This is a genomic window from Pedobacter sp. Hv1 (assembly GCF_001412215.1).
In the GTDB taxonomy this organism is placed as follows: Bacteria; Bacteroidota; Bacteroidia; order Sphingobacteriales; family Sphingobacteriaceae; genus Pedobacter.
The window spans coordinates 527,058-547,172 of the sequence record NZ_LLWP01000004.1 but is presented as its reverse complement, the minus strand read 5'-3'; the positions used below and the strand labels follow the sequence as shown (position 1 = coordinate 547,172).

General features: G+C 36.1%; 18 protein-coding genes. 14 read left to right on the top strand and 4 right to left on the bottom strand.

Annotation, left to right across the window (positions count from 1 at the left end; genetic code table 11):
* Positions 1-8 precede the first annotated feature (8 nt).
* The 3 genes from AQF98_RS10215 (at position 9) to AQF98_RS10205 (ending at position 2,707) form a co-directional block, all read left to right on the top strand.
* Positions 9-1,484, top strand: coding sequence for a RagB/SusD family nutrient uptake outer membrane protein (locus AQF98_RS10215; protein WP_055131834.1), 1,476 nt, complete (start codon positions 9-11; stop codon positions 1,482-1,484).
* 70 nt (positions 1,485-1,554) lie between these two features.
* Positions 1,555-1,941 carry a hypothetical protein gene (locus AQF98_RS10210; RefSeq protein WP_055131833.1) on the top strand — a complete coding sequence of 129 codons (387 nt, stop codon included), beginning with the start codon at positions 1,555-1,557 and terminating at the stop codon, positions 1,939-1,941.
* An 85-nt stretch (positions 1,942-2,026) separates the two neighbouring features.
* Entirely contained in the window at positions 2,027-2,707 is a 681-nt protein-coding gene (locus tag AQF98_RS10205) for a hypothetical protein (protein ID WP_055131832.1), read from the top strand.
* Here the strand turns inward: AQF98_RS10205 and pdxH are convergent, their stop codons facing one another.
* Positions 2,708-3,358, bottom strand: a complete 651-nt coding sequence (gene pdxH / locus AQF98_RS10200) for a pyridoxamine 5'-phosphate oxidase (protein ID WP_055131831.1) — start codon at positions 3,356-3,358, stop codon at positions 2,708-2,710. It lies immediately after the preceding gene.
* A gap of 49 nt (positions 3,359-3,407) precedes the next feature.
* Between pdxH and AQF98_RS10195 the strand changes: the two genes are divergently transcribed.
* Positions 3,408-3,971, top strand: a complete 564-nt coding sequence (locus AQF98_RS10195) for a YqgE/AlgH family protein (protein ID WP_055131830.1) — start codon at positions 3,408-3,410, stop codon at positions 3,969-3,971.
* A gap of 103 nt (positions 3,972-4,074) precedes the next feature.
* Here AQF98_RS10195 and purE read toward each other — a convergent pair whose 3' ends face one another.
* Together purE and AQF98_RS10185 are read right to left on the bottom strand one after the other, a co-directional pair.
* Positions 4,075-4,557: a 5-(carboxyamino)imidazole ribonucleotide mutase gene (gene purE, locus AQF98_RS10190; protein WP_055131829.1), complete on the bottom strand. Its 483-nt coding sequence runs from the start codon at positions 4,555-4,557 to the stop codon at positions 4,075-4,077.
* Between the two features lie 104 nt (positions 4,558-4,661).
* Positions 4,662-5,801 (bottom strand): 5-(carboxyamino)imidazole ribonucleotide synthase, encoded by a 1,140-nt coding sequence (locus tag AQF98_RS10185; RefSeq protein ID WP_055131828.1) that lies wholly within the window; start codon positions 5,799-5,801, stop codon positions 4,662-4,664.
* Between the two features lie 56 nt (positions 5,802-5,857).
* On the opposite strand from AQF98_RS10185, the gene AQF98_RS10180 reads away from it, so the two are divergent.
* The gene (locus tag AQF98_RS10180; RefSeq protein ID WP_055131827.1) at positions 5,858-7,048 is read left to right on the top strand and encodes an NAD(P)/FAD-dependent oxidoreductase; all 1,191 of its coding nucleotides are present in this window, start codon (positions 5,858-5,860) and stop codon (positions 7,046-7,048) included.
* Between the two features lie 40 nt (positions 7,049-7,088).
* Here AQF98_RS10180 and AQF98_RS10175 read toward each other — a convergent pair whose 3' ends face one another.
* Complete coding sequence (locus tag AQF98_RS10175) at positions 7,089-10,343, bottom strand: amidohydrolase family protein (RefSeq protein WP_055131826.1); 3,255 nt, start codon at positions 10,341-10,343, stop codon at positions 7,089-7,091.
* Positions 10,344-10,462: 119 nt separating this feature from the next.
* On the opposite strand from AQF98_RS10175, the gene AQF98_RS10170 reads away from it, so the two are divergent.
* The 9 genes from AQF98_RS10170 (at position 10,463) to AQF98_RS10130 (ending at position 20,096) form a co-directional block, all read left to right on the top strand.
* Positions 10,463-12,355, top strand: a complete 1,893-nt coding sequence (locus AQF98_RS10170) for an ATP-dependent DNA helicase RecQ (protein ID WP_055131825.1) — start codon at positions 10,463-10,465, stop codon at positions 12,353-12,355.
* A 32-nt stretch (positions 12,356-12,387) separates the two neighbouring features.
* Positions 12,388-13,710, top strand: coding sequence for an MFS transporter (locus AQF98_RS10165; protein WP_055131824.1), 1,323 nt, complete (start codon positions 12,388-12,390; stop codon positions 13,708-13,710).
* A gap of 25 nt (positions 13,711-13,735) precedes the next feature.
* Entirely contained in the window at positions 13,736-14,473 is a 738-nt protein-coding gene (locus tag AQF98_RS10160; protein WP_055131823.1) for a (Fe-S)-binding protein, read from the top strand.
* A gap of 107 nt (positions 14,474-14,580) precedes the next feature.
* Positions 14,581-15,489: a hypothetical protein gene (locus AQF98_RS10155; RefSeq protein ID WP_055131822.1), complete on the top strand. Its 909-nt coding sequence runs from the start codon at positions 14,581-14,583 to the stop codon at positions 15,487-15,489.
* A gap of 158 nt (positions 15,490-15,647) precedes the next feature.
* Positions 15,648-17,573 (top strand): threonine--tRNA ligase, encoded by a 1,926-nt coding sequence (gene thrS / locus AQF98_RS10150; RefSeq protein ID WP_055131821.1) that lies wholly within the window; start codon positions 15,648-15,650, stop codon positions 17,571-17,573.
* A gap of 13 nt (positions 17,574-17,586) precedes the next feature.
* A complete protein-coding gene (gene infC, locus AQF98_RS10145) occupies positions 17,587-18,156 on the top strand; it encodes a translation initiation factor IF-3 (protein ID WP_055131820.1) in 570 nt (189 codons plus the stop codon).
* A gap of 26 nt (positions 18,157-18,182) precedes the next feature.
* Positions 18,183-18,383 carry a 50S ribosomal protein L35 gene (gene rpmI, locus AQF98_RS10140; RefSeq protein ID WP_055131819.1) on the top strand — a complete coding sequence of 67 codons (201 nt, stop codon included), beginning with the start codon at positions 18,183-18,185 and terminating at the stop codon, positions 18,381-18,383.
* A gap of 82 nt (positions 18,384-18,465) precedes the next feature.
* Positions 18,466-18,810, top strand: a complete 345-nt coding sequence (rplT, locus tag AQF98_RS10135; RefSeq protein ID WP_055131818.1) for a 50S ribosomal protein L20 — start codon at positions 18,466-18,468, stop codon at positions 18,808-18,810.
* A 200-nt stretch (positions 18,811-19,010) separates the two neighbouring features.
* Positions 19,011-20,096, top strand: a complete 1,086-nt coding sequence (locus AQF98_RS10130) for a peptide-N-glycosidase F-related protein (RefSeq protein ID WP_055131817.1) — start codon at positions 19,011-19,013, stop codon at positions 20,094-20,096.
* The last annotated feature ends 19 nt before the right edge of the window (positions 20,097-20,115 follow it).

Below are 20,115 nucleotides of genomic sequence, written 5' to 3'. Positions count from 1 at the left end.
AAATAAAAATGAAAAATAAATATATATTAATATTGATGACAGGAATGTTAGTTCTAAGTTCATCATGTAAAAAATTACTACAAACGGAACCGAAAAACTCGATTGCGGCAGATATTGCTTTGACTGAAGCAGCTGGTATTGAAACATTGGTAAATAGTTTTTACCAAACTTTGCAAGGTTCTGGTTATTATGGTAGAGATTTTATTGTTATTCCGGAAGTACTTTCAGATAACATGCGAATTGTGAGTACAAACTCTAATCGATTTGTGCAAGAATCTAATAATGCAATTGCTGCAACCATCAATTTATGGCAAACCAATTATAACTTGATCAATAGAACAAATGGCGTATTAAAATATGTGAATACTGCTACTGGTTTAACGCCATTAAGAGTTAAACAATTGAGTGGAGAGGCGTATTTTATGAGAGCTTTGGCTTACTTTGATTTAGTTAGAACTTATAGTTATAACCCTAAACAAGTTGTACCTGGAAGACCTAATAGTAATTTGGGTGTGCCAATTGTATTAAATTTTGTGGAAACTTTTCCTGGTGATATCATTTATCCTTCTAGAAATACAACGGATGAGGTATATACTCAGATCAAAAGTGACTTAGATAAAGCAATCACCTTATTGGATAACAATTTTGCACCAAAAAGAATAAGCTTATCTGCTGCCAATGCGTTAAGAGCTAGAGTAGCTTTATATAACGGAGAGTGGGAAGCTGCTGCTACTTTTGCCAATGCAGCGATCACTGGTGGTGTAGGTTCTTTTGTTGACCCACCTACTGCAATTACTCCAGCATTAAAATCTGCAGCTTATGCAAGTATATTTACTGCAGCATCATCAGCAGAATCAATTTTTGAATTGAATTATGAACTTACCGAAAGTTTAGGATCTGATGGATTGAGTTCTATTTATACGAGAAGTAATCCTGGTGGTGCTCCTCCATCGTTAGCTGGTGCTGGTTATGGTGATGCTGCTCCACAAGCTAATATGGTAGCTGCTTATGAAGCAGGTGACGTAAGAAAAGATCTATTGTTTGCAATAACTAAAGGTTCTGAGGCCATTTTATGGAATCAAAAATATCCTGCAGCAAAAGCAGCACAAATTGATAATATTAAGCTAATTAGAGTAAGTGAAATGATTTTAACCAGAGCTGAAGCTAATTTTAGAAATGGTTCTGCAATTGGAGCTAGTCCACAAGCAGATTTAGACAAAATTAGATTAAGAGCTAATCTTGCAGCTGTACCGGTTACGTTAGATGCCATTTTGAAAGAAAGAAGAGTTGAGCTAGCTTATGAAGGTCATAGATGGTTTGATTTGTTAAGATTAGGTTCTGATGTGAATAAATCTAACTCAACTTTACCAGCTAACGCTACACCTAATACAGTTATTCCATTTACTGACTTTAGGTTATTGTCAAGAATTCCTTTAACGGAAGTTCAAAATAATCCTAAAATTATTCAAAACTTCAATTATTAAAATCATTAATATGAAATCGAAATTATTAATACTATCTATATTTCTTTTGAGCATTTCAAGTATGTCATGCATGAAAGATAGAAAAAACATATACGAGGGTCCGGATGTAGTAGAGTTTTTAGGCATTACAGGTACCGTTAAAAAAGGTACTGTAGCAACCCCAGGCGTTGCAAATGTTACTGTTCAATTGGTAGGCCATCAGTCTACTAGTCCAACAGAAATTTCATATGCAATTGCAACTACAGGAACTGGAGTTAATGGTACTGACTATACAATTGCAGGTACGGCTAATAAAATAACCATTCCTGCGAATAGTAGTTCTGCAAATATTGTAGTTACTGCAATACCAGCTAACATTCCTACTGGAACAAAAACTGTTGTTTTAACCTTGTTAGGTAACTCAACAATTGGAGTTAGTGCTAACTATAAAACTTTTACATTAAGCATTACCCAATAAAATTAATCAGTTAATTAATTTTTAATTTAAGCCCCTAATCAAAAATTAGGGGCTTTTGTTATATTTTATTTATATATTTATTGATATGAAAAAGCAATTTTATTTTATTTTATTCGTGTTTATTAGCCTGATAAATGCGAGTGTAGCTATGTCCCAAACCTTAACTGATATTAAGGGGCAACCCTTAAAACAAATTATTTATGCTGAATTTGAGGGCTCACCTTTTTTCTCTAAAGTATGGTCAAAGGGAATTGTAGAAATGGCTAATGGAGCAAAATATACCGATCTTGATCTGAAATACGATCAACTTAAAGATGGCTTGGTTTTTAAAGGTAAAAATGATGAAGAGCTTTATTTTTCAGATGCTATTAAAAAATTCACTTTAAATAATACACCTGATAATGGAAAACAATCTGTGTTTAGAAATGGTTTTGAAGCTTATAAAGATTTTACCACCCAAAGTTTCTACGAAGTAATTACAGCTGGAGAGATTTCTTTGCTCAGAAAGAATTTTAAAACTGTTATAGAAAATAGAGAATATAATTCAGCAAATGTAATCAAGAAAATTCTCAATAATAATCTTTTGTATATCGCTAGAGATAACAAAATTATCGCTTCGCAGAATGACAACATTAAAGTTATTGCGAATGCCATAGACGCTAATAAATCGTCTTCTATCATTGAATTTTCAAGTAAAAACAAGTTAAGTCCAAAGAAAGAAGAAGATCTAAAGAAAATTATTGAATATTATACTTCTATAAAATAATTAAGGAGCCAATCTAGTTGTTTGCCATTTTCCGTTAATTAAATCATATTTAATTCGATCGTGCAAACGACTGGTTCTTCCTTGCCAAAACTCTATAGAGATCGGTTTCACAATGTATCCACCCCAATGTGCAGGTTTTGGAATGGTTTTATCTTGATAAAACTCGTTTAATTCTTCAACCTTTGTTTCTAATAGTGCTCTGTTGGTTATAACTTGGCTTTGTGGAGATACAATAGCTCCAATCTGACTTCCTTTTGGTCTGGAGTGGAAATATTTTTCTGATGCCTCTTTATCAAGCTTCTCTACCTTTCCTTCAATTCTAACCTGTCTTTCTAATTCGGCCCAAAAGAAAACTAAACATGCTTGTGGGTTTTTCTTCATTTCTTTACCTTTTTGACTTAGGTAATTGGTATAGAAGCTAAAGCCATTTTCATCAAATCCTTTCAATAGCACAATACGTGCATTAGGTTTCCCAGATTTGTCGGCAGTTGCCAAAGTCATTACATTGGGTTCATATAATTGGGCCTTCATTGCGTCTGCAAACCAACGCTCAAACTGCTGAATAGGATTTTTATTGACATCATTTTCGTTCAATTCTGCAGCACGATAATCTTGTCGTAAATTTTGTAAAGTTTCTTTTGTAAGCTCCATACCACAAAAATACGCTTTAGTTCTTTTAATTTTTTCTTAAATTTCGCAAATGTTAAGTAGAGTAGAACCTTCAACGGGAAAATTATTAATTTCAGAACCGTTTCTAAATGATCCAAATTTTAAACGCTCGGTGGTTTTAATAGCCGAACATGAGGAGCAGGGCACTTTGGGCTTTATTTTAAACCAACCTAGTACTTTATTGTTGAAAGATCTGATCCCTGATTTATGGGAAGCGAACTATCCTGTCTTTATTGGTGGACCTGTAGAAGTTGATACCGTGCATTTTATTCATCGCTGTTACGATAAATTAAATAGTGGAGAAGAAATTGCCAATGGAATTTACTGGGGTGGCAATTTTGAAACACTTAAGGTTTTGGTAAACAATAATAGTATTTCAGCAAGTGAAGTAAAGTTCTTTCTCGGGTACTCCGGATGGGGAGAAATGCAACTGACTGAAGAAATTAAGGAGAATACCTGGATAGTTTCGGATAAATACCATCCTGATATTGTTTTTTCTGCCAATGAAGAAGAACTATGGAGGGAAGTAATTGTCAATTTGGGCCCTAAATATGCTCATATTAGCAATTTCCCTAGCGATCCAAGTCTTAATTAGCCATTTATTGGTTCATTTGTTCACTAGTTCATTGGTGCTAAAAGATTGGTATACTTATCCGTCTAATCTTAATGGGCGCTTGAGTTTATTTCGAGCTTGAAACTTACATGTCAAGCGCACTTTCCTCAACCTTTTTTCTTAATTCATCTTTGTAAGCCTGCATTTTTACAGTTAATGAATCATCAGCAGTAGCTAAGATTTGTACAGCTAATAAACCTGCATTTTTAGCGGCATTTAAAGCTACAGTGGCTACTGGAATACCATTGGGCATTTGTAAAATAGATAAGATCGAATCCCAACCATCTATTGAGTTGGAAGATTTAACAGGAACGCCAATCACTGGTAAAGTAGTAATAGAAGCAACCATGCCTGGTAAATGAGCTGCACCACCAGCACCTGCAATAATTACTTTTAAACCTCTGTTTGCTGCTTCCTTAGCGTAAGTAAACATACGTTCTGGTGTGCGGTGTGCTGATACCACTGTCATTTCAAAATCGATATTAAATTCTTTTAAAACTGCTGCTGCATCATTCATGATGTTTAAATCAGATTTGCTACCCATTATTATACCTACTTTTGCACTCATATTGTATGTTTTAATCTTTTTTCTTTAGTTAATTGGTTCATCAGTTCATTGGTCATTCGTAACCAACCTAAAACCCCATTAATATGTACTCTTTATTTCTTGCCCTAAGAAACTACTTTTAAGGTTTGCTGTATGTACCTAGCTTTTTCTATCGCTTTTTCTCTGTTCTGATCTACAATGGTAATATGACCCATTTTACGGAAAGGTTTTGTATATTTCTTCCCATATAAGTGAACGTAAACGCCATCTATGGCCATTATTTTTTCTAATCCATCATATTTAGCCAAGCCATCATGTCCTTTTTCACCCAAGAGATTGATCATTACCGCATTGCTGATAGAACGGGTATCGCCCAACGGTAAATTGAAAATAGAACGTAGATGCTGTTCAAATTGCGAAACATAATTCCCCTCAATGGTTTGGTGACCACTGTTGTGTGGACGTGGAGCCAATTCATTTACTAAAATATCGCCATTTTTAGTAACAAACATTTCTACCGCTAAAATTCCTGTAATATTTAAGGCCGAAGCAATGTTTAAGGCAATTTTTTCTGCTTTATGTTGGATATCTTCTGGATAGGTAGATGGAGAAATTAAAAACTCCACCAAGTTGGCCTCCGCATTGAATTCCATTTCTACCATTGGGAAAGTTTTCATATCCCCATTGGCATTTCTAGAAACGATCACCGCTATTTCCTTATCAAAATCAATCAATTCTTCAATTAATGATGGACTTTCAAAAGCTTTGCTAACGTCAGCAAGGTTACTGATTTTCATTACTCCTTTGCCATCATAACCATCTTTTCTTTGTTTTAAGATGTATGGAAAAGCAAAATTGCCATTACTCAGATCTGCTTTGCTATTTACCAGTTGAAATGGCGCAGTAGGGATATCGTTTTCTTTGAAAAACTGTTTTTGAACACCTTTGTCTTGAATTAACCGAATTACCCGTGATTGAGGAAATACGAGTTTACCCTCTTTTTCCAACTGTTCTAAGGCTTCGATATTTACCTTTTCAATTTCAATGGTAATGATATCGGCCTTTTTGCCAAAGTTATAAACGGTATCAAAATCGGTAATAGAACCGCACTCAAATTTATTTGCAATGTTTTTGCAGGGTGCATCTGGGTCTGGGTCTAATACTAAAGTAGTTAAATTATAGTTGATAGCTTGTTGGATGAGCATTCTGCCCAATTGTCCACCTCCCAATATTCCTAATTTTAACTCGCTGATCTGTTTTGCCATTATCGAATATAAATTTATGCTTATTTTGCACAAAAATAACAATATAAACCAAATTGATGGATGTAGATGCGATAATTATTGGAGCCGGAGCTTGTGGATTGATGTGTGCGGTACAAGCAGGGTTTTTAGGGAAAAGGGTTGTTGTACTAGAAAAAAACAACAAACCGGGTGCTAAAATCCTAATTTCTGGTGGTGGTAGGTGCAACTTTACCAACCAATGGGCAACGGCTGATCAATTTATTTCCGCTAATCCACATTTCCTAAAGTCAGCTTTTACGCAGTGGACAGTTGAAGATACCATTAACTTTTTTGAGACTTATGGCATTATAGGTAAAGAAAAGACTTTGGGACAGTTATTCCCGGAAAATAAAAATGCAAAAGACGTAGTAGAAGTTTTTACTTCACTTTGTGCAGAAATGGGACAAGAAATAAGGTGTAATGCCGATGTAACTGAAATTGAACAAACAGATGGTTTTTTTAATGTAAGTTATAATTCTGGCGAAAAAACGAAGAAAATTACAGCAACAAAATTAGTGATTGCCAGTGGTGGCTTACCTATCCCGAAAATGGGGGCTAGTGATTTTGCCTTACGTTTTGCCCGTAAACAAGCCCTAAATATTGTTGAAACTGCACCTGCTCTGGTTCCTTTAACCATAACTGGTAAAGATGAAGATTGGTATGCTCAACTTTCGGGCAACTCAGTGTTTTGTGAAGTGAGCAATGACCTGATTTCTTTTGAGGAAAATATTTTATTTACCCACTGGGGATTAAGCGGTCCGGCCATTTTACAGATTTCGTCTTATTGGCGTAGGGGAGAAACAATCAATATTGATTTACTCCCACATCAAAATATTCTTGAAATTATTGAAGAAGAGCGTAAAACCAATGGAAAAACGTTGCTTTCAACATTGTTGAATCGCTTTTATGCTAAAAAATTTACCGATGCATTGAGTAAATTTTTACCATTAACAAAAACGGTAGCAGATCTAAGTAAAACTGAGATGGAAACCATCCATCGTACCATACACGAATTTAAAGTTAAACCAGCAGGTGATAAAGGTTATGATAAAGCTGAGGTAATGCGAGGTGGGATTGATACCAATGAGATCTCTTCTAAAACGCTCGAATGTAAAAAAATACCTGGTTTGTATTTTGGAGGAGAATGTATGGATGTTACAGGTTGGCTAGGGGGATACAATTTCCAATGGGCTTGGGCCAGTGGGTATGTGATTGCGCAACAGTTATAAATCACTGTGGTTCGTGCGGACACGAACCACAGTGTAAAATTTAATCACAATTAGGAACGGTAAAGGTCCAAGTTTCTGACATTTTATAAGGAATAGAAAAAGCAACACCTCTATCTAATTCAAACCATAGTTTAGAGCGCACTTTTTCTCTGCTTCCAGTTTCATTCATGGTTAAGCTATCATACAACCTACCATTTACCATAACATACTTGATTTTTTCAGAGTTTCTGATATCGTCTAAAGGATTAGAATCCATTACCACAAGATCGCCCAATTTACCCACTTCTAACGAACCAATTTCTTTATCCATACCTAAATAAGCTGCACCATTAAGTGTAGCATAACGAATGGCCTGCAATGGTGTAGCACCACCTTGTACAAACATCCACAGTTCCCAGTGCGCACCTAGACCTTGAATTTGGCCATGGGCACCTAAATTGATTTTTGTACCCCCATCTGCAATCTGTTTTACTGTTTTAGCTACTTCAATGTGGCCATAATCTCCATATTCAGAAGTAGTTCTTCTTCTAGAACGGGCATCAATAATGGCTCTCGGTGTAAAGCTTAACAAACGCTCGTTTTCCCATACATTGGTTCTGTCGTACCAGTAATTTTCGCCCCATTGCCCTCCGTAAGCTACAATTAAAGTAGGGGTATAAGCAACGGCAGTATTGTTCCAAAAGTTAACCACATCTTTATATGCTGGAGCAACTGGAATGCTATGTTCAATTCCTGTATGCCCATCAGCCACCATTGTCATGTTATGGTAGAACGTTGAACCTCCTTCTGGAACAACTTCCATTTTTAACTGTCGCGCTGCCTCTAATATTTGTTGACGTTGATCTCTGCGGGGCTGATTGTAAGATTTTACAGAAAATGCACCAACTGCTTTTAATCTTTTTAAATGTGATAAAGCATCATCTAAACTGTTGATCACCACTTTGAAATCGCCATCGGCACCATATAAAATTGAACCTGTAGAATATAGACGCGGACCAATCATTCTTCCGGCTTTTAACATCTCACTTTGGCTAAATACCATTTCTGTATTGCTCGACGGATCATGAGAAGTAGTTACACCAAAAGATAGGTTAGCTAAATACGACCAATCTTGTTGTGGGCTAATTCCATCCGGGCTGGTACGCAAATGTGCATGTACATCAATAATCCCAGGCATAATAGTTTTGCCAGTTACATCTACCACTTTTGCAGCAGCAGGAATATTAACTTCAACAGCTTTGCCAACAGCAGTAATTTTATTGTTTTCTAAGAGAATGGTTCCTTCTTCAATAACTTCATCCCCTTTCATGGTAATGATTCTAGCTCCTTTTAATGCTAGGATACCAGTAGGTACATCAGTTTTTAATTTTAACCCTAGCGAAATGCCAGCAGTGTCAAGTTCTGGTAAAACCTGTGGGGCACCTTCAACAAAAGTAAATGTGTTTTTAATTTCTCTATTGTAATATTGCTCGCCTAAAGTCCACAATAACTTTTTGCTATCTGCACTCCAATGCAAAAAGGTACCTGCATCTTTGGTTACTCTAGCTAAAGGGATAGATTTGTTGTTTGCAGATAAATCTAATGGAATACCCGTGGTAACCATTGGGGTAATATAGGCATTGAACAGTTCTGTAAATGCCATCCATTTTCCATCCGGACTTGGAGCAAATTGTGTAGCATATTGAGAGGTGTAATGTGTTCTTTCATTGCCACCATTCAAATCCATACTTTTAAAGGCCTTTTTGCCAGCTTCATATCCTTGGAAATAAATACGAGTATCGTCACTGTTAAAAATAGGCTTAATTCCGCTTTCACTTACCAATGTTTTGGCCCCACCATTGGCTGGCATAATGAAAATGCCTGTGTTTTTACCATAAGTTAAACCTAAAGTTTCATTACCAACTCCTTTTCTAAAAACAATTTTATCGCCTTTATTAGAATATGATGGAGAATAATAATAACCTTTCTCATCAGTTAACGAAATGGTTTTACCAGTTTTAAGGTCTGTTCTTTTAATTGCACCTTTAAACTCATCACTCCAAGTGGTATAGATTACAAATTTACCATCAATGCTAAATTCGGGTTCAAACTCAAAATCAATACCATTACTTATCCTTTCAGGTACACCATTTGGCAATTCTTTTTTATATAAATAACCAGCCGCATTAAATACAACTAGTTTACCATCTGGCGATGTAGTTAACTGACGAACCATTTTAACCGTAAAATCAGGGCTAAAAACCTCATGATCGAAATGTACTGCCTGTTGAATGGTTTGTTGACTGTTCACTTCAAAAGGAATATCGCTCACATATAAAGAGCTAAGGTCTATTTGTTTGATTTTTCCTTTGGCATAAAAAATAATTCGTTTAGAATCTGGTGTCCACGCAAAATTTGGATAAACCCCAAAAATGGCCCATGTTTCTTGCTGATCATGTGATAGATCTTCATATAAAGGCCATTCTTCGCCTGTTTTAATGTTTTGGATATAAAGAGCAGATTTTAGACGGACCCTTTTTACATAAGCCATTAATTTGCCATCAGGCGATATTTGCGGACGGGCAGAACCACCTTGCTCAGCAATTAAGTTAGACAGTTTTCCTGTAGTGAGGTTCAATTGTCTAATGGCATAGATTAATCCATTTGGGTCTTTGCTGTATTCGAAATTTGGACCTGGAGAAACGTCTTCACTAAAATATAAAAATTTGCCATCAGGCGATACATTAGGCTCCCCAGCATCTTGTTGGTCATTTTTTCTTTTGGTTAACTGTACCCCATCGCCACCGTATATGCTATACATCCACATCTCACCAGCACCTAAAGAACGAGAACCAGTAAAATGTTTACGGGCGATCAGATAATCACTATTTGGCATCCATGTGGCATTGTTTAATAAGCGGAAGCTCTCTTTTGTAATTTGTTTTTTATTTCCACCTTCTCGGTCCATAATCCAAATGTTATCAGCGCCATTTTGATCGCTGGTATAAGAAATGTATTTTCCATTTGGGCTAAAACGTGGTTGTACCTCAAAAGCAATTCCGCCACTTAACAGTTTTGCAGATCCACCATTGATCGGCATTTTATAAATATCACCTAATAAATCAAATACAATTTCGGTTCCATCAGGGCTAACGTCTAAGTTCATCCAAGTGCCTTCATCAGTATTAATGGTAAAGGTTTTGGTTTGTCCTCTATATTTCTCTACATTCCATTTGGTTGTTTCTTTTTTATCTTGGGCAACAGCCGAAACAACAGTAAATAAACAGGTAAGGAATAGGGAGTATTTTTTCATCATTGCAGTAAAATTTAATTTGAATAGCGATGAAGATTGCCTTCATTTTGCTATTTACGATTAATTAATGCGCAATTTAATAATATCAGTCCGTTTTTGTTAGTTTTGGTGACACCTTTTTTATGACAGCAGCGGAGATATTAAAAAAATACTGGGGATTTGACAACTTTCGTCCATTACAAGATGAGATTGTACAATCGGTCTTAAATGGAAATGATACATTGGCTTTGCTTCCAACCGGTGGAGGAAAATCGATCTGCTTTCAGGTGCCTGCAATGGTAATGGATGGGATCTGTATTGTGGTTTCGCCCTTAATTGCTTTGATGAAAGACCAAGTTGAGAATTTAAAGGCGAAGGGGATTGAAGCTATTGCCATTTATGCAGGCATGGGGAAAAGGGAAATTGATATTCTTTTGGACAATTGTATCTATGGTAAAATTAAGTTCCTTTATCTATCGCCAGAAAGGTTACTCGCCGAAAAAGTAAGAGAACGAATCTCTTACATGAATGTCAATTTGATTGCTATTGATGAGGCTCATTGTATTTCGCAATGGGGTTATGACTTTAGACCTCCCTATTTAAAAATTAAAGATTTACGCGAAATCCTTCCTGGTAAGCCAATTTTAGCACTCACTGCTACTGCAACGCCTTTTGTTAGGGAAGATATTGTACAAAAGTTGGATATGAAGCATACCCAAGTTTTTGTAAAGAGTTTTGAACGTAGAAATTTGAGTTATGTAGTATTTGATCTGGAAGACAAACACAAAAAACTACTAGAAGTTGCCAGAAATGTAAAGGGTTGTGGATTGGTCTATGTACGTAACCGTAGAGAAACCACAGAAATTGCAAATTTCTTACGCCGAAATGGAATTGCAGCCGATTTCTATCATGCTGGGATAGAAAAAGATCTTCGGTTTAAAAAACAGGAAGATTGGAAAAAAGACATTATTAGGATTATGGTGGCCACAAATGCCTTTGGAATGGGCATTGATAAACCTAACGTTCGCTTTGTGATCCATTTAGATTTGCCAGATAGTTTAGAGGCTTATTACCAAGAAGCAGGGCGGGCCGGACGAGATGAGAAAAGAGCTTTTGCTGTGCTATTGGCCAATAAAGCTGATCAATTGATCCTGAATGGGAGATATGCAGATAGTTTTCCAACCGTTGATGAAATTAAAAAGACGTATCATTATTTAGGGAGCTATTTTCAATTGGCTTATGGAGCAGGAGAGGGCCTGAATTTTGAATTTGATTTGGCAGATTTCTGTAAGAAATTTAGTCTGAGTGTAATGAAAACTTTGGCCTCACTCAAATTTCTAGAGCATGATGGGTACATAGCCTTATCTGAAAATATATTTCTGCAATCGCGGATCATGTTTACGGCTAGCCATGAAGATGTGTACCGCTTCCAAATAGAAAATTCGGGATATGATCCCATTATAAAAACCATTCAACGTTCTTATGGAGGTGCATTTGATGGTTATGTTAAAATTAAAGAGGCCGATTTATCCAATCGATTAAAAATCTCCTATAATGATGTAATTACTCATTTAAATCGTTTGCAGCAATTGGAAGTATTATCTTATCTGCCACAAACAGACAAGCCTCAATTACAGTTTATACTGCCACGGGCAGATCAGATGCATTTAGATATTGATGTAAAATACATTAAGCTTAGACAAGAAATACAGATAGAGCAGATTAAGGCAGTATTGGCTTATGCAAGTGCACAAACCTGCCGAAGTCAACAGTTACTTCATTATTTTGGAGAAACCAATGCCGATCCCTGCGGATTTTGTGATATCTGTTTGGCAGAAAGAAAATTAGAAGAGTTAGCTGAACTGAAAGATAAAATAGATTTTGAAATTGTAACCCTTTTACAAAGCGAACATTACGGTTTAGATGAGCTGGTGCAAGGGATAAATACAGGTAATGAAAACGATAAGATAGATAGGATCAGAGAGTTACTAGATGCTGGTAAAATTAAAACAGATGGAAAGAAATATTATTTATAGAAATTTAATTACTTTTAGTTCCTCATAAAGATATGCAACAGAAAAACGATAAAAAAGTTATTCGCTCTTGGGCCTTTTTCGATTGGGCCAATTCTGCTTATAACTTGGTAATTACCTCCACTATATTTCCGGCCTATTATACCGCAATTACATCAGATAATGATAACAATACCATAGATTATATTACCTTTTTTGGTAGAAAATTTGTGAATTCTGCATTGTATAGTTATGCCATGGCTTTTGCCTTTTTGGTTATTGCCATCATTTCTCCAATTTTATCTTCAATAGCCGATACCAGAGGTAATAAGAAGATTTTTATGCAAATGTTCACTTATATAGGTGCCTTTGCTTGTTGTGGCCTTTTCTTTTTTAAGCTTGAAACCTTAGAAATGAGCGTGGTCTTTTTTGTTTTAGCTGCCATTGGTTTTTGGGGTAGTTTGGTCTTCTACAACTCATATTTACCAGAAATTGCCACAATTGACCAACAAGATAAAGTAAGTGCTAAAGGCTATACCTTTGGTTACATTGGTAGTGTTATTTTACAGTTGATCTGTTTTGTTTTTGTATTTAAACCGGAGTGGTTTGGTATTACCGATCCTTCTTTGCCCATGCGTCTTTCCTTCTTTATGGTAGGGCTCTGGTGGATAGGTTTTGCACAAATTCCATTTAAAAATTTACCAAAAGGAAGTCCGAATTTTAAACCAGAAAAACAGAATGTAATGACCAGTGGCTTTAAAGAGCTACAAAAGGTGTGGAGGCAAGTAAAACAGGCAGCCTATTTGAAACGTTTTCTGTTCTCGTTCTTCTTTTACTCAATGGGTGTGCAAACCGTGATGTTGATGGCAACCATTTTTGCAGAAAAAGAGTTACACATGTCGACCAGTAAGTTGATTGCTACCATTCTATTATTGCAGATTGTGGCTATTCCTGGTGCAATGTTAATGTCATATTTATCTACCAAAAAATTTGGGAATGTGAATGTGCTGATCGGTGTAGTGTTAATTTGGATTGGCTGTTGCGTTGCTGCTTATTTTGTGCAAACAGAATATCAATTTTATGCCTTGTCTGCAGTTGTAGGTTTAATTATGGGTGGTATCCAATCGTTATCTCGTTCAACCTATTCTAAATTTTTACCTCAGGAAAGTCCAGATCATACTTCATTTTTCAGCTTTTATGACATTGCAGAAAAGGTGGCTCTGGTAATTGGAATGTTTAGTTTTGGTTATATTGAAGAGTTTACGGGTAGTATGCGAAATTCTACACTTGCATTAGCCCTGTTTTTCGTTTTAGGATTACTATTTTTGTTGCTTTTAAAAAGGGTAGAACCTAAAACAGTTGCTGTTGTTGAAGAATAACAGTCTTAAATTTTAACATCCACCAATGAAGATAGAGTTATTTGTTCCTTGTTTTGTAGATCAATTGTACCCAGAAACTGCCTTTAATACGGTTAAAGTATTAGAAAAAGCGGGATGTGAGGTAAGCTACAATTCAAAACAAACGTGTTGTGGTCAGCCTGCGTACAATGCAGGGTATTGGGAACAGGCCAAAGAAATTGGCAATAAGTTTTTAAATGATTTTTCTGAAAGCGAATACATTGTAGCGCCATCAGCCTCATGCGTTGGTATGGTTAAAAATGGATTTAACGATTTGTTTACCAATACGATAGTGCATAACAAATGTAGGAGTATGCAAGCCAATATTTTTGAACTGTCTGATTTTTTAATCAATGTGTTAAACAAAGATTATTTCGGAGCAGAGCTAGAAGGAAAAGCGGTGTATCATGATTCATGCAGTGGCTTGCGAGAGTGTAAAATCAAAGAAGAACCTCGTCAATTGTTAGCTAAAGTACATGGATTAGAGATGGTAGAGATGAAAGATACAGACATGTGCTGTGGTTTTGGTGGTACCTTTGCGGTTAAGTTTGATGCCATCTCATCGGCAATGGCCGAACAAAAAATAAACAATGCATTAGAAATGGGTGCAGAGTATATCATTTCTACAGATTTGTCTTGTCTAATGCATCTAGAAGGCTATATCAAGAAAAACAATATCCCTTTAAAAACCATGCATATTGCCGATGTATTGGCCAATGGTTGGTTAGAAAGTACAGAGTATTAGTCTTTGCTTTGTAAAAGAATGGTTATGTTTCTATGAATTAACCTTTTTTAACATTTGAAATCTAAAAACTACAATAAATTTGTAGTATCAAAACAATAGAGATATCGATGAAAAAAATGATGATCGCCTTTGTAGGCTTAATTACTTTGACCTTAGCAGCTCAGGCACAAAAAAAATCTGGAGCAATCCAATTTGAGACTACCATGGATCCTGCTGCAATGGCATCAGCGAGCGGTATGCAATTAACAGATGAAATGAGAGCACGTATGCCAAAAGCAATGAAATCTAATTTCGAATTGCTTTTTACAGCTACAAATGCAAGTTATATGCCTGTTGAAGAAACAGAAGATAGCAATGGTGGCGGCGGTGGCGGTGGCATGGGCCGTATGATGATGCGTTTCGGTGGAGCTGGTGGTGCAAGAGAGTATTTTTACACTTTTGCAGATCAGAAATTAGTTGAAGTATTTGATGTAAGCGATACTACGTATGCCATGCAAAGCAAATTAACTGTAGCACCTAATGTTCCTGCAAACTTTAACATGGGCGGTAACAATAGACAAGGTGGTGCAAATGCTCCTGCAAGTACTAGTGCAGTGCAGTTTTTACCGGGCTTGCCAACAATGGAAGTTGTAAAAACCGAAGAGACTAAAAAAATTCTAGGTTTTAACTGTAATAAGGTAATTATCAAATCTATTCGTAAAGCGAAAGTTTTAGATATGGATAAAGATATTGTAGACGAAACAGCAGTTTGGTATACCAATGATTTAGGCTTTAACTTTTCTCCAAATCCTAACTTATGGACAGAAGGAACGGTATTGGCTATTGAAAATAAAGGTAACAGCACCATTGCTAAAAGTATCGAATATAGAGGTGTAAGTACTAAAGATGTAACTGCTCCTAAAAAGGCATTAGCAATTACTGCAGATCAGTATAAAACTAAAATGGAAGCCATGATGAAAAGATTTAGTGGTGGTGGTAGACAAGGTGGTGCTCCAGTTAGAGTAAATATTAATTAATTTTTCCCTTTTTAATTTTTAAAGCCCTCGATTTATTGAGGGCTTTTTTGTGATTTTATCTTTAAGTCAATTCCAAAAATCGTATCTTTGCATTTCAAAAATCACGTGGTATGTGATTTGATTAAACCAATTTTTTAACCTTTAAATCATAGTTGTAGATGATTAACATTACTTTACCTGACGGATCTGTTCGTCAGTACGAAAAAGGCACAACTGCCTATCAAATTGCCTTATCTATCTCAGAAGGCTTAGCAAGAAACATTTTAGCAGCAGAAGTAAACGGAGAAGTTTGGGACTCGTCAAGACCCATTGAATCTGATTCGAGCTTAAAATTATTAACCTGGAATGATACTGCCGGGAAAGCTACCTTTTGGCATTCTTCTGCCCACTTAATGGCTGAGGCTTTAGAGTCTCTATACCCAGGTACAAAATTCGGAATTGGTCCGGCCATTGAAACTGGTTTTTATTACGATGTAGATTTTGGCGATAGAGAGTTTTCTTCTGATGATTTCAAGGCCATTGAAACCAAAATGTTGGAACTGGCTAAACAAAAAGAAGTTTTTAGCAGAGAAAGCGTTTCTAAAGCAGATGCAATTAAATATTTCACCGAAAAAGGTGATGAATATAAATTAGACCTTTTAGAAGGTTTAGATGATGGAAAAATCACCTTTTACACTCAAGGTGCTTTTACTGATCTGTGCCGTGGTCCACACATTCCGAATACTGGTTTTATCAAAGCCATTAAATTAATGAATGTAGCGGGTGCTTATTGGCGTGGCGATGAAACTAAAAAACAGTTGACCCGTATTTATGGCGTAACTTTCCCGAAAGCGAGCGAATTGACAGAATACCTGTTGATGATTGAAGAAGCTAAGAAACGCGATCACCGTAAATTAGGTAAAGAACTGGAATTGTTCATGTTCTCTGAAAAAGTAGGTGCAGGTTTACCAATGTGGTTGCCAAAAGGAACTGCTTTGCGTGAGCGTTTGGCGCAGTTTTTAACAAAAGCACAAGTGAAATCTGGTTACGAGCAAGTAATTACCCCACATATTGGACACAAAAACTTATATGTAACTTCAGGTCACTATGATAAATATGGTAAAGATAGTTTCCAGCCAATTAAAACCCCACAAGAAGGAGAGGAGTTTTTCTTAAAACCGATGAACTGTCCGCACCACTGCGAAATGTACAAGTTCAAACCCCGTTCATACAAAGATCTACCTGTTCGTTTTGCAGAATTTGGTACCGTTTATCGTTATGAGCAGAGTGGTGAGTTACATGGTTTAACCCGTGTTCGTGGCTTTACTCAAGATGATGCACACTTATTCTGTCGCCCTGATCAGGTAAAAGAAGAGTTCAAAAAAGTAATTGATCTGGTATTATATGTATTCAAATCTTTAGGGTTTGATAATTACATTGCACAAGTTTCTTTACGTGATCCAGAGAATAAGGCAAAATATATCGGTGCTGATGAAAATTGGAAACTGGCCGAAACTGCCATTATCGAAGCTGCTGAAGAAATGGGATTACCAACTGTAGTTGAACTTGGTGAAGCTGCTTTTTATGGGCCTAAGTTAGATTTTATGGTGAAAGATGCCCTAGGTCGTAAATGGCAATTGGGTACCATTCAAGTAGATTATAACTTGCCAGAGCGTTTTGAATTGGAGTATACCGGTAGCGATAACCAGAAACACCGCCCTGTAATGATCCACCGTGCACCGTTCGGTTCATTGGAACGTTTTGTGGCCGTATTGATCGAACATTGTGCTGGTAATTTCCCATTATGGTTGTCGCCAGAACAATATATTATTCTTCCGATCTCAGAAAAGTATGAAGAATATGCAAAAAAAGTTTCAGATGAACTAAATAATTCCGATATTCGCGGGCTGATAGACTTTCGAGATGAGAAAATTGGAAGAAAAATCAGAGACGCTGAGGTTAAAAAATTGCCTTATATGCTGATAATTGGAGAAAAGGAGATGGAAGAGGGGAAAGTTTCAGTACGTAAGCATGGCGAGGGAGATTTAGGAGAAATGACTTTAGCAGAGTTTAGCGCATTAATAATTAAAGAAATAACAGTTTAAATAAGAATTACATTTGGCATTAGGAAGACCAGGATTTAATAGGGGACCACGTCCTCCTTTTAAGAAAAAAGAAGCAGAACATAATATTAATCAGTATATCAGAGCCCAAGAGGTGAGGTTAGCTGGAGATAATGTTGAGCCAGGAATTTACCCTTTGGCAAAAGCTTTGGCACTTGCTGATGAGTTGGAATTGGATTTAGTAGAAATTTCACCAAACGCAGTTCCACCTGTTTGCCGCATTATCGATTATAGCAAATTTGTTTACGAACAAAAGAAAAAGCAAAAAGAGATTAAGGCAAATGCCAAACAGACTGTAATTAAAGAAATTCGTTTCGGACCGAATACCAACGATCACGATTTTCAATTTAAATTAAAACATGCTGTTAGCTTTTTAGAAAACGGCGAAAAAGTGAGAGCTTACGTACACTTTAAAGGTAGAGCTATTGTTTACAAAGAACAAGGTGAAATCTTATTGTTAAAGTTTGCTCAAGCATTAGAAGACATAGGTAAGGTAGAATTGTTGCCTAAATTAGAAGGTAAACGCATGTTCTTAACACTTGCGCCTAAAGTAGCAAAGAAGTAATAAATTATATAAATTAAAACAGGGTTATGCCAAAAATGAAAACCAATTCCAGTGCTAAAAAGCGTTTTTCGCTTACTGGAACAGGTAAAATCTCAAGAAAGAACGCATACAAAAGTCACATTTTAACAAAAATGAGCACTAAACGTAAGCGTAATTTAGGCCAGACAAGTCTGGTAAGTGACGCTGATATGGGCAACGTTAAACGTATGCTTTGCATCGGTAAATAATTAATTTTTAACCAGATACTCGGTTGTAAGATTGCTGAACCCTTAGGTAAAACGCAACACCGCTTATCAAAAACAACACACTATGCCACGTTCGGTAAACGCAGTAGCTGCTAGACGCAGAAGGAAAAAAGTCCTAAATATGGCCAAAGGCTATTGGGGATCAAGAAGCAAGGTATTTACCATTGCTAAAAACACGGTTGAAAAAGGTTTGCAATATGCATACCGTGACCGTAAAGTTAAGAAAAGAGAATTCCGCGGATTGTGGATCCAACGTATCAACGCTGGAGCACGTGAGCACGGAGTATCTTACTCTCAATTAATTGGTAAATTGGCTGCAAAAAACATTGGTTTAAACCGTAAAGTTTTAGCAGATTTAGCAATGAACCATAAAGATGCTTTCAAAGCAATCATTGATGCAGTAAAATAAGAAATACAATAACAAAAGAAAAGGGGAGCAATTTGTTCCCCTTTTTTTATGCCCTGTTTTTTGTTGTTCAGGAAATTCTTTATTGATCGTAATTTATCCTTTTGCTAAGGACAATTTTAGATTATGGATTTGAACCTCAAGATATTTCCTGATGAACCAGATGGGTAGAAATGTATTTTTTATTTTATATTCGTTGACCAATGAAAACACAAAATCTAATTCTCCTAAGTTTGCTGCTGTTCTTTGCTATTCCTGCAAAAGCAACTCCAGCTGATAGTTTAAAATTAAACATCTTCGAAAATGTAGTTTATTACGACGGTTATGCCGCTTTAGTGCCATTAAAAGTAAAGGAAGAACTGTATAGAAGCAATACTTCTTATACTCGAAAATTAAGTTCTGAAGAAGTTGCTACCCTAACCAAGGGTGAGGTTAAGATGCAAGTAGACCTAAGAGCTGCTTGTGATAACTACGATCGCATTGCTTATGTGTCTTTGTTGTTTGTTGAAAAGGGAAAGAAATATCCTCAAGTAGCTAAACAGTTAGAAGTGGGCCGTTACATTACACCATTTATGGATATGAACAAACAACCCAACATTAGACCGTATTTTTGGGATGTAACAGCTGTTGGCAATGTATTAAGAAATAAAGAGCTCAGTTTAAAATATGACGTTTATGTACAAATGAATATTTTTGGTGTTCCTTATGCGGCGCAAAAGCAAATTAAAGGCTGTGAAGGTAAAAATGACGTTTTTATCGGTAATTTATATTTTACAGTATTTCCTGCCAAAAATAAATTGAAGACAGATTATCAATTCAATAGTATTGCTTATCAAGATTCTTTAAGCAATTATAAAAACACGGATACCTTAGGGAAAACAACAAAAACTTATACTTTTAAAACAACAAGAAACCTTAAAGATCTGGAATTGTTGATCATTTCTTCTAACCATGGTGCCAATAAGAATGGCGAAGAATACAATAGAAGGATTCATTATGTCTATTTGGATGATGAATTGATCTTGAAATATATACCTGGTGAAAATAGCTGTGAACCTTATCGACAATACAATACGCAATCGAATGGGATTTATGGAAAGAACATAAAGACCAATGAACAATGGCAGAAGTTTTCCAATTGGTGTCCAGGAGCGGTAATTCCACTACGCAAAGTTAATGTTTCTAAACTCAAAAAAGGTGAACATAGGCTTAAGATTATGGTTCCAGATGCTAAATTCGTAGATAAAGAAGGGGTAATCCCATTTTCAGCTTATTTGATAGGCCGATAATTGAATTATGGGGTTTTAT

Bases quoted from the DNA above. Each gene is read 5' to 3' on its own strand.
- AQF98_RS10215 (WP_055131834.1), top strand. From the start codon at position 9: ATGAAAAATAAATATATATTAATATTGATGACAGGAATGTTAGTTCTA.
- AQF98_RS10210 (WP_055131833.1), top strand. From the start codon at position 1,555: ATGAAAGATAGAAAAAACATATACGAGGGTCCGGATGTAGTAGAGTTT.
- AQF98_RS10205 (WP_055131832.1), top strand. From the start codon at position 2,027: ATGAAAAAGCAATTTTATTTTATTTTATTCGTGTTTATTAGCCTGATA.
- pdxH (WP_055131831.1), bottom strand. From the start codon at position 3,358: ATGGAGCTTACAAAAGAAACTTTACAAAATTTACGACAAGATTATCGT.
- AQF98_RS10195 (WP_055131830.1), top strand. From the start codon at position 3,408: ATGTTAAGTAGAGTAGAACCTTCAACGGGAAAATTATTAATTTCAGAA.
- purE (WP_055131829.1), bottom strand. From the start codon at position 4,557: ATGAGTGCAAAAGTAGGTATAATAATGGGTAGCAAATCTGATTTAAAC.
- AQF98_RS10185 (WP_055131828.1), bottom strand. From the start codon at position 5,801: ATGGCAAAACAGATCAGCGAGTTAAAATTAGGAATATTGGGAGGTGGA.
- AQF98_RS10180 (WP_055131827.1), top strand. From the start codon at position 5,858: ATGGATGTAGATGCGATAATTATTGGAGCCGGAGCTTGTGGATTGATG.
- AQF98_RS10175 (WP_055131826.1), bottom strand. From the start codon at position 10,343: ATGATGAAAAAATACTCCCTATTCCTTACCTGTTTATTTACTGTTGTT.
- AQF98_RS10170 (WP_055131825.1), top strand. From the start codon at position 10,463: ATGACAGCAGCGGAGATATTAAAAAAATACTGGGGATTTGACAACTTT.
- AQF98_RS10165 (WP_055131824.1), top strand. From the start codon at position 12,388: ATGCAACAGAAAAACGATAAAAAAGTTATTCGCTCTTGGGCCTTTTTC.
- AQF98_RS10160 (WP_055131823.1), top strand. From the start codon at position 13,736: ATGAAGATAGAGTTATTTGTTCCTTGTTTTGTAGATCAATTGTACCCA.
- AQF98_RS10155 (WP_055131822.1), top strand. From the start codon at position 14,581: ATGAAAAAAATGATGATCGCCTTTGTAGGCTTAATTACTTTGACCTTA.
- thrS (WP_055131821.1), top strand. From the start codon at position 15,648: ATGATTAACATTACTTTACCTGACGGATCTGTTCGTCAGTACGAAAAA.
- rpmI (WP_055131819.1), top strand. From the start codon at position 18,183: ATGCCAAAAATGAAAACCAATTCCAGTGCTAAAAAGCGTTTTTCGCTT.
- rplT (WP_055131818.1), top strand. From the start codon at position 18,466: ATGCCACGTTCGGTAAACGCAGTAGCTGCTAGACGCAGAAGGAAAAAA.
- AQF98_RS10130 (WP_055131817.1), top strand. From the start codon at position 19,011: ATGAAAACACAAAATCTAATTCTCCTAAGTTTGCTGCTGTTCTTTGCT.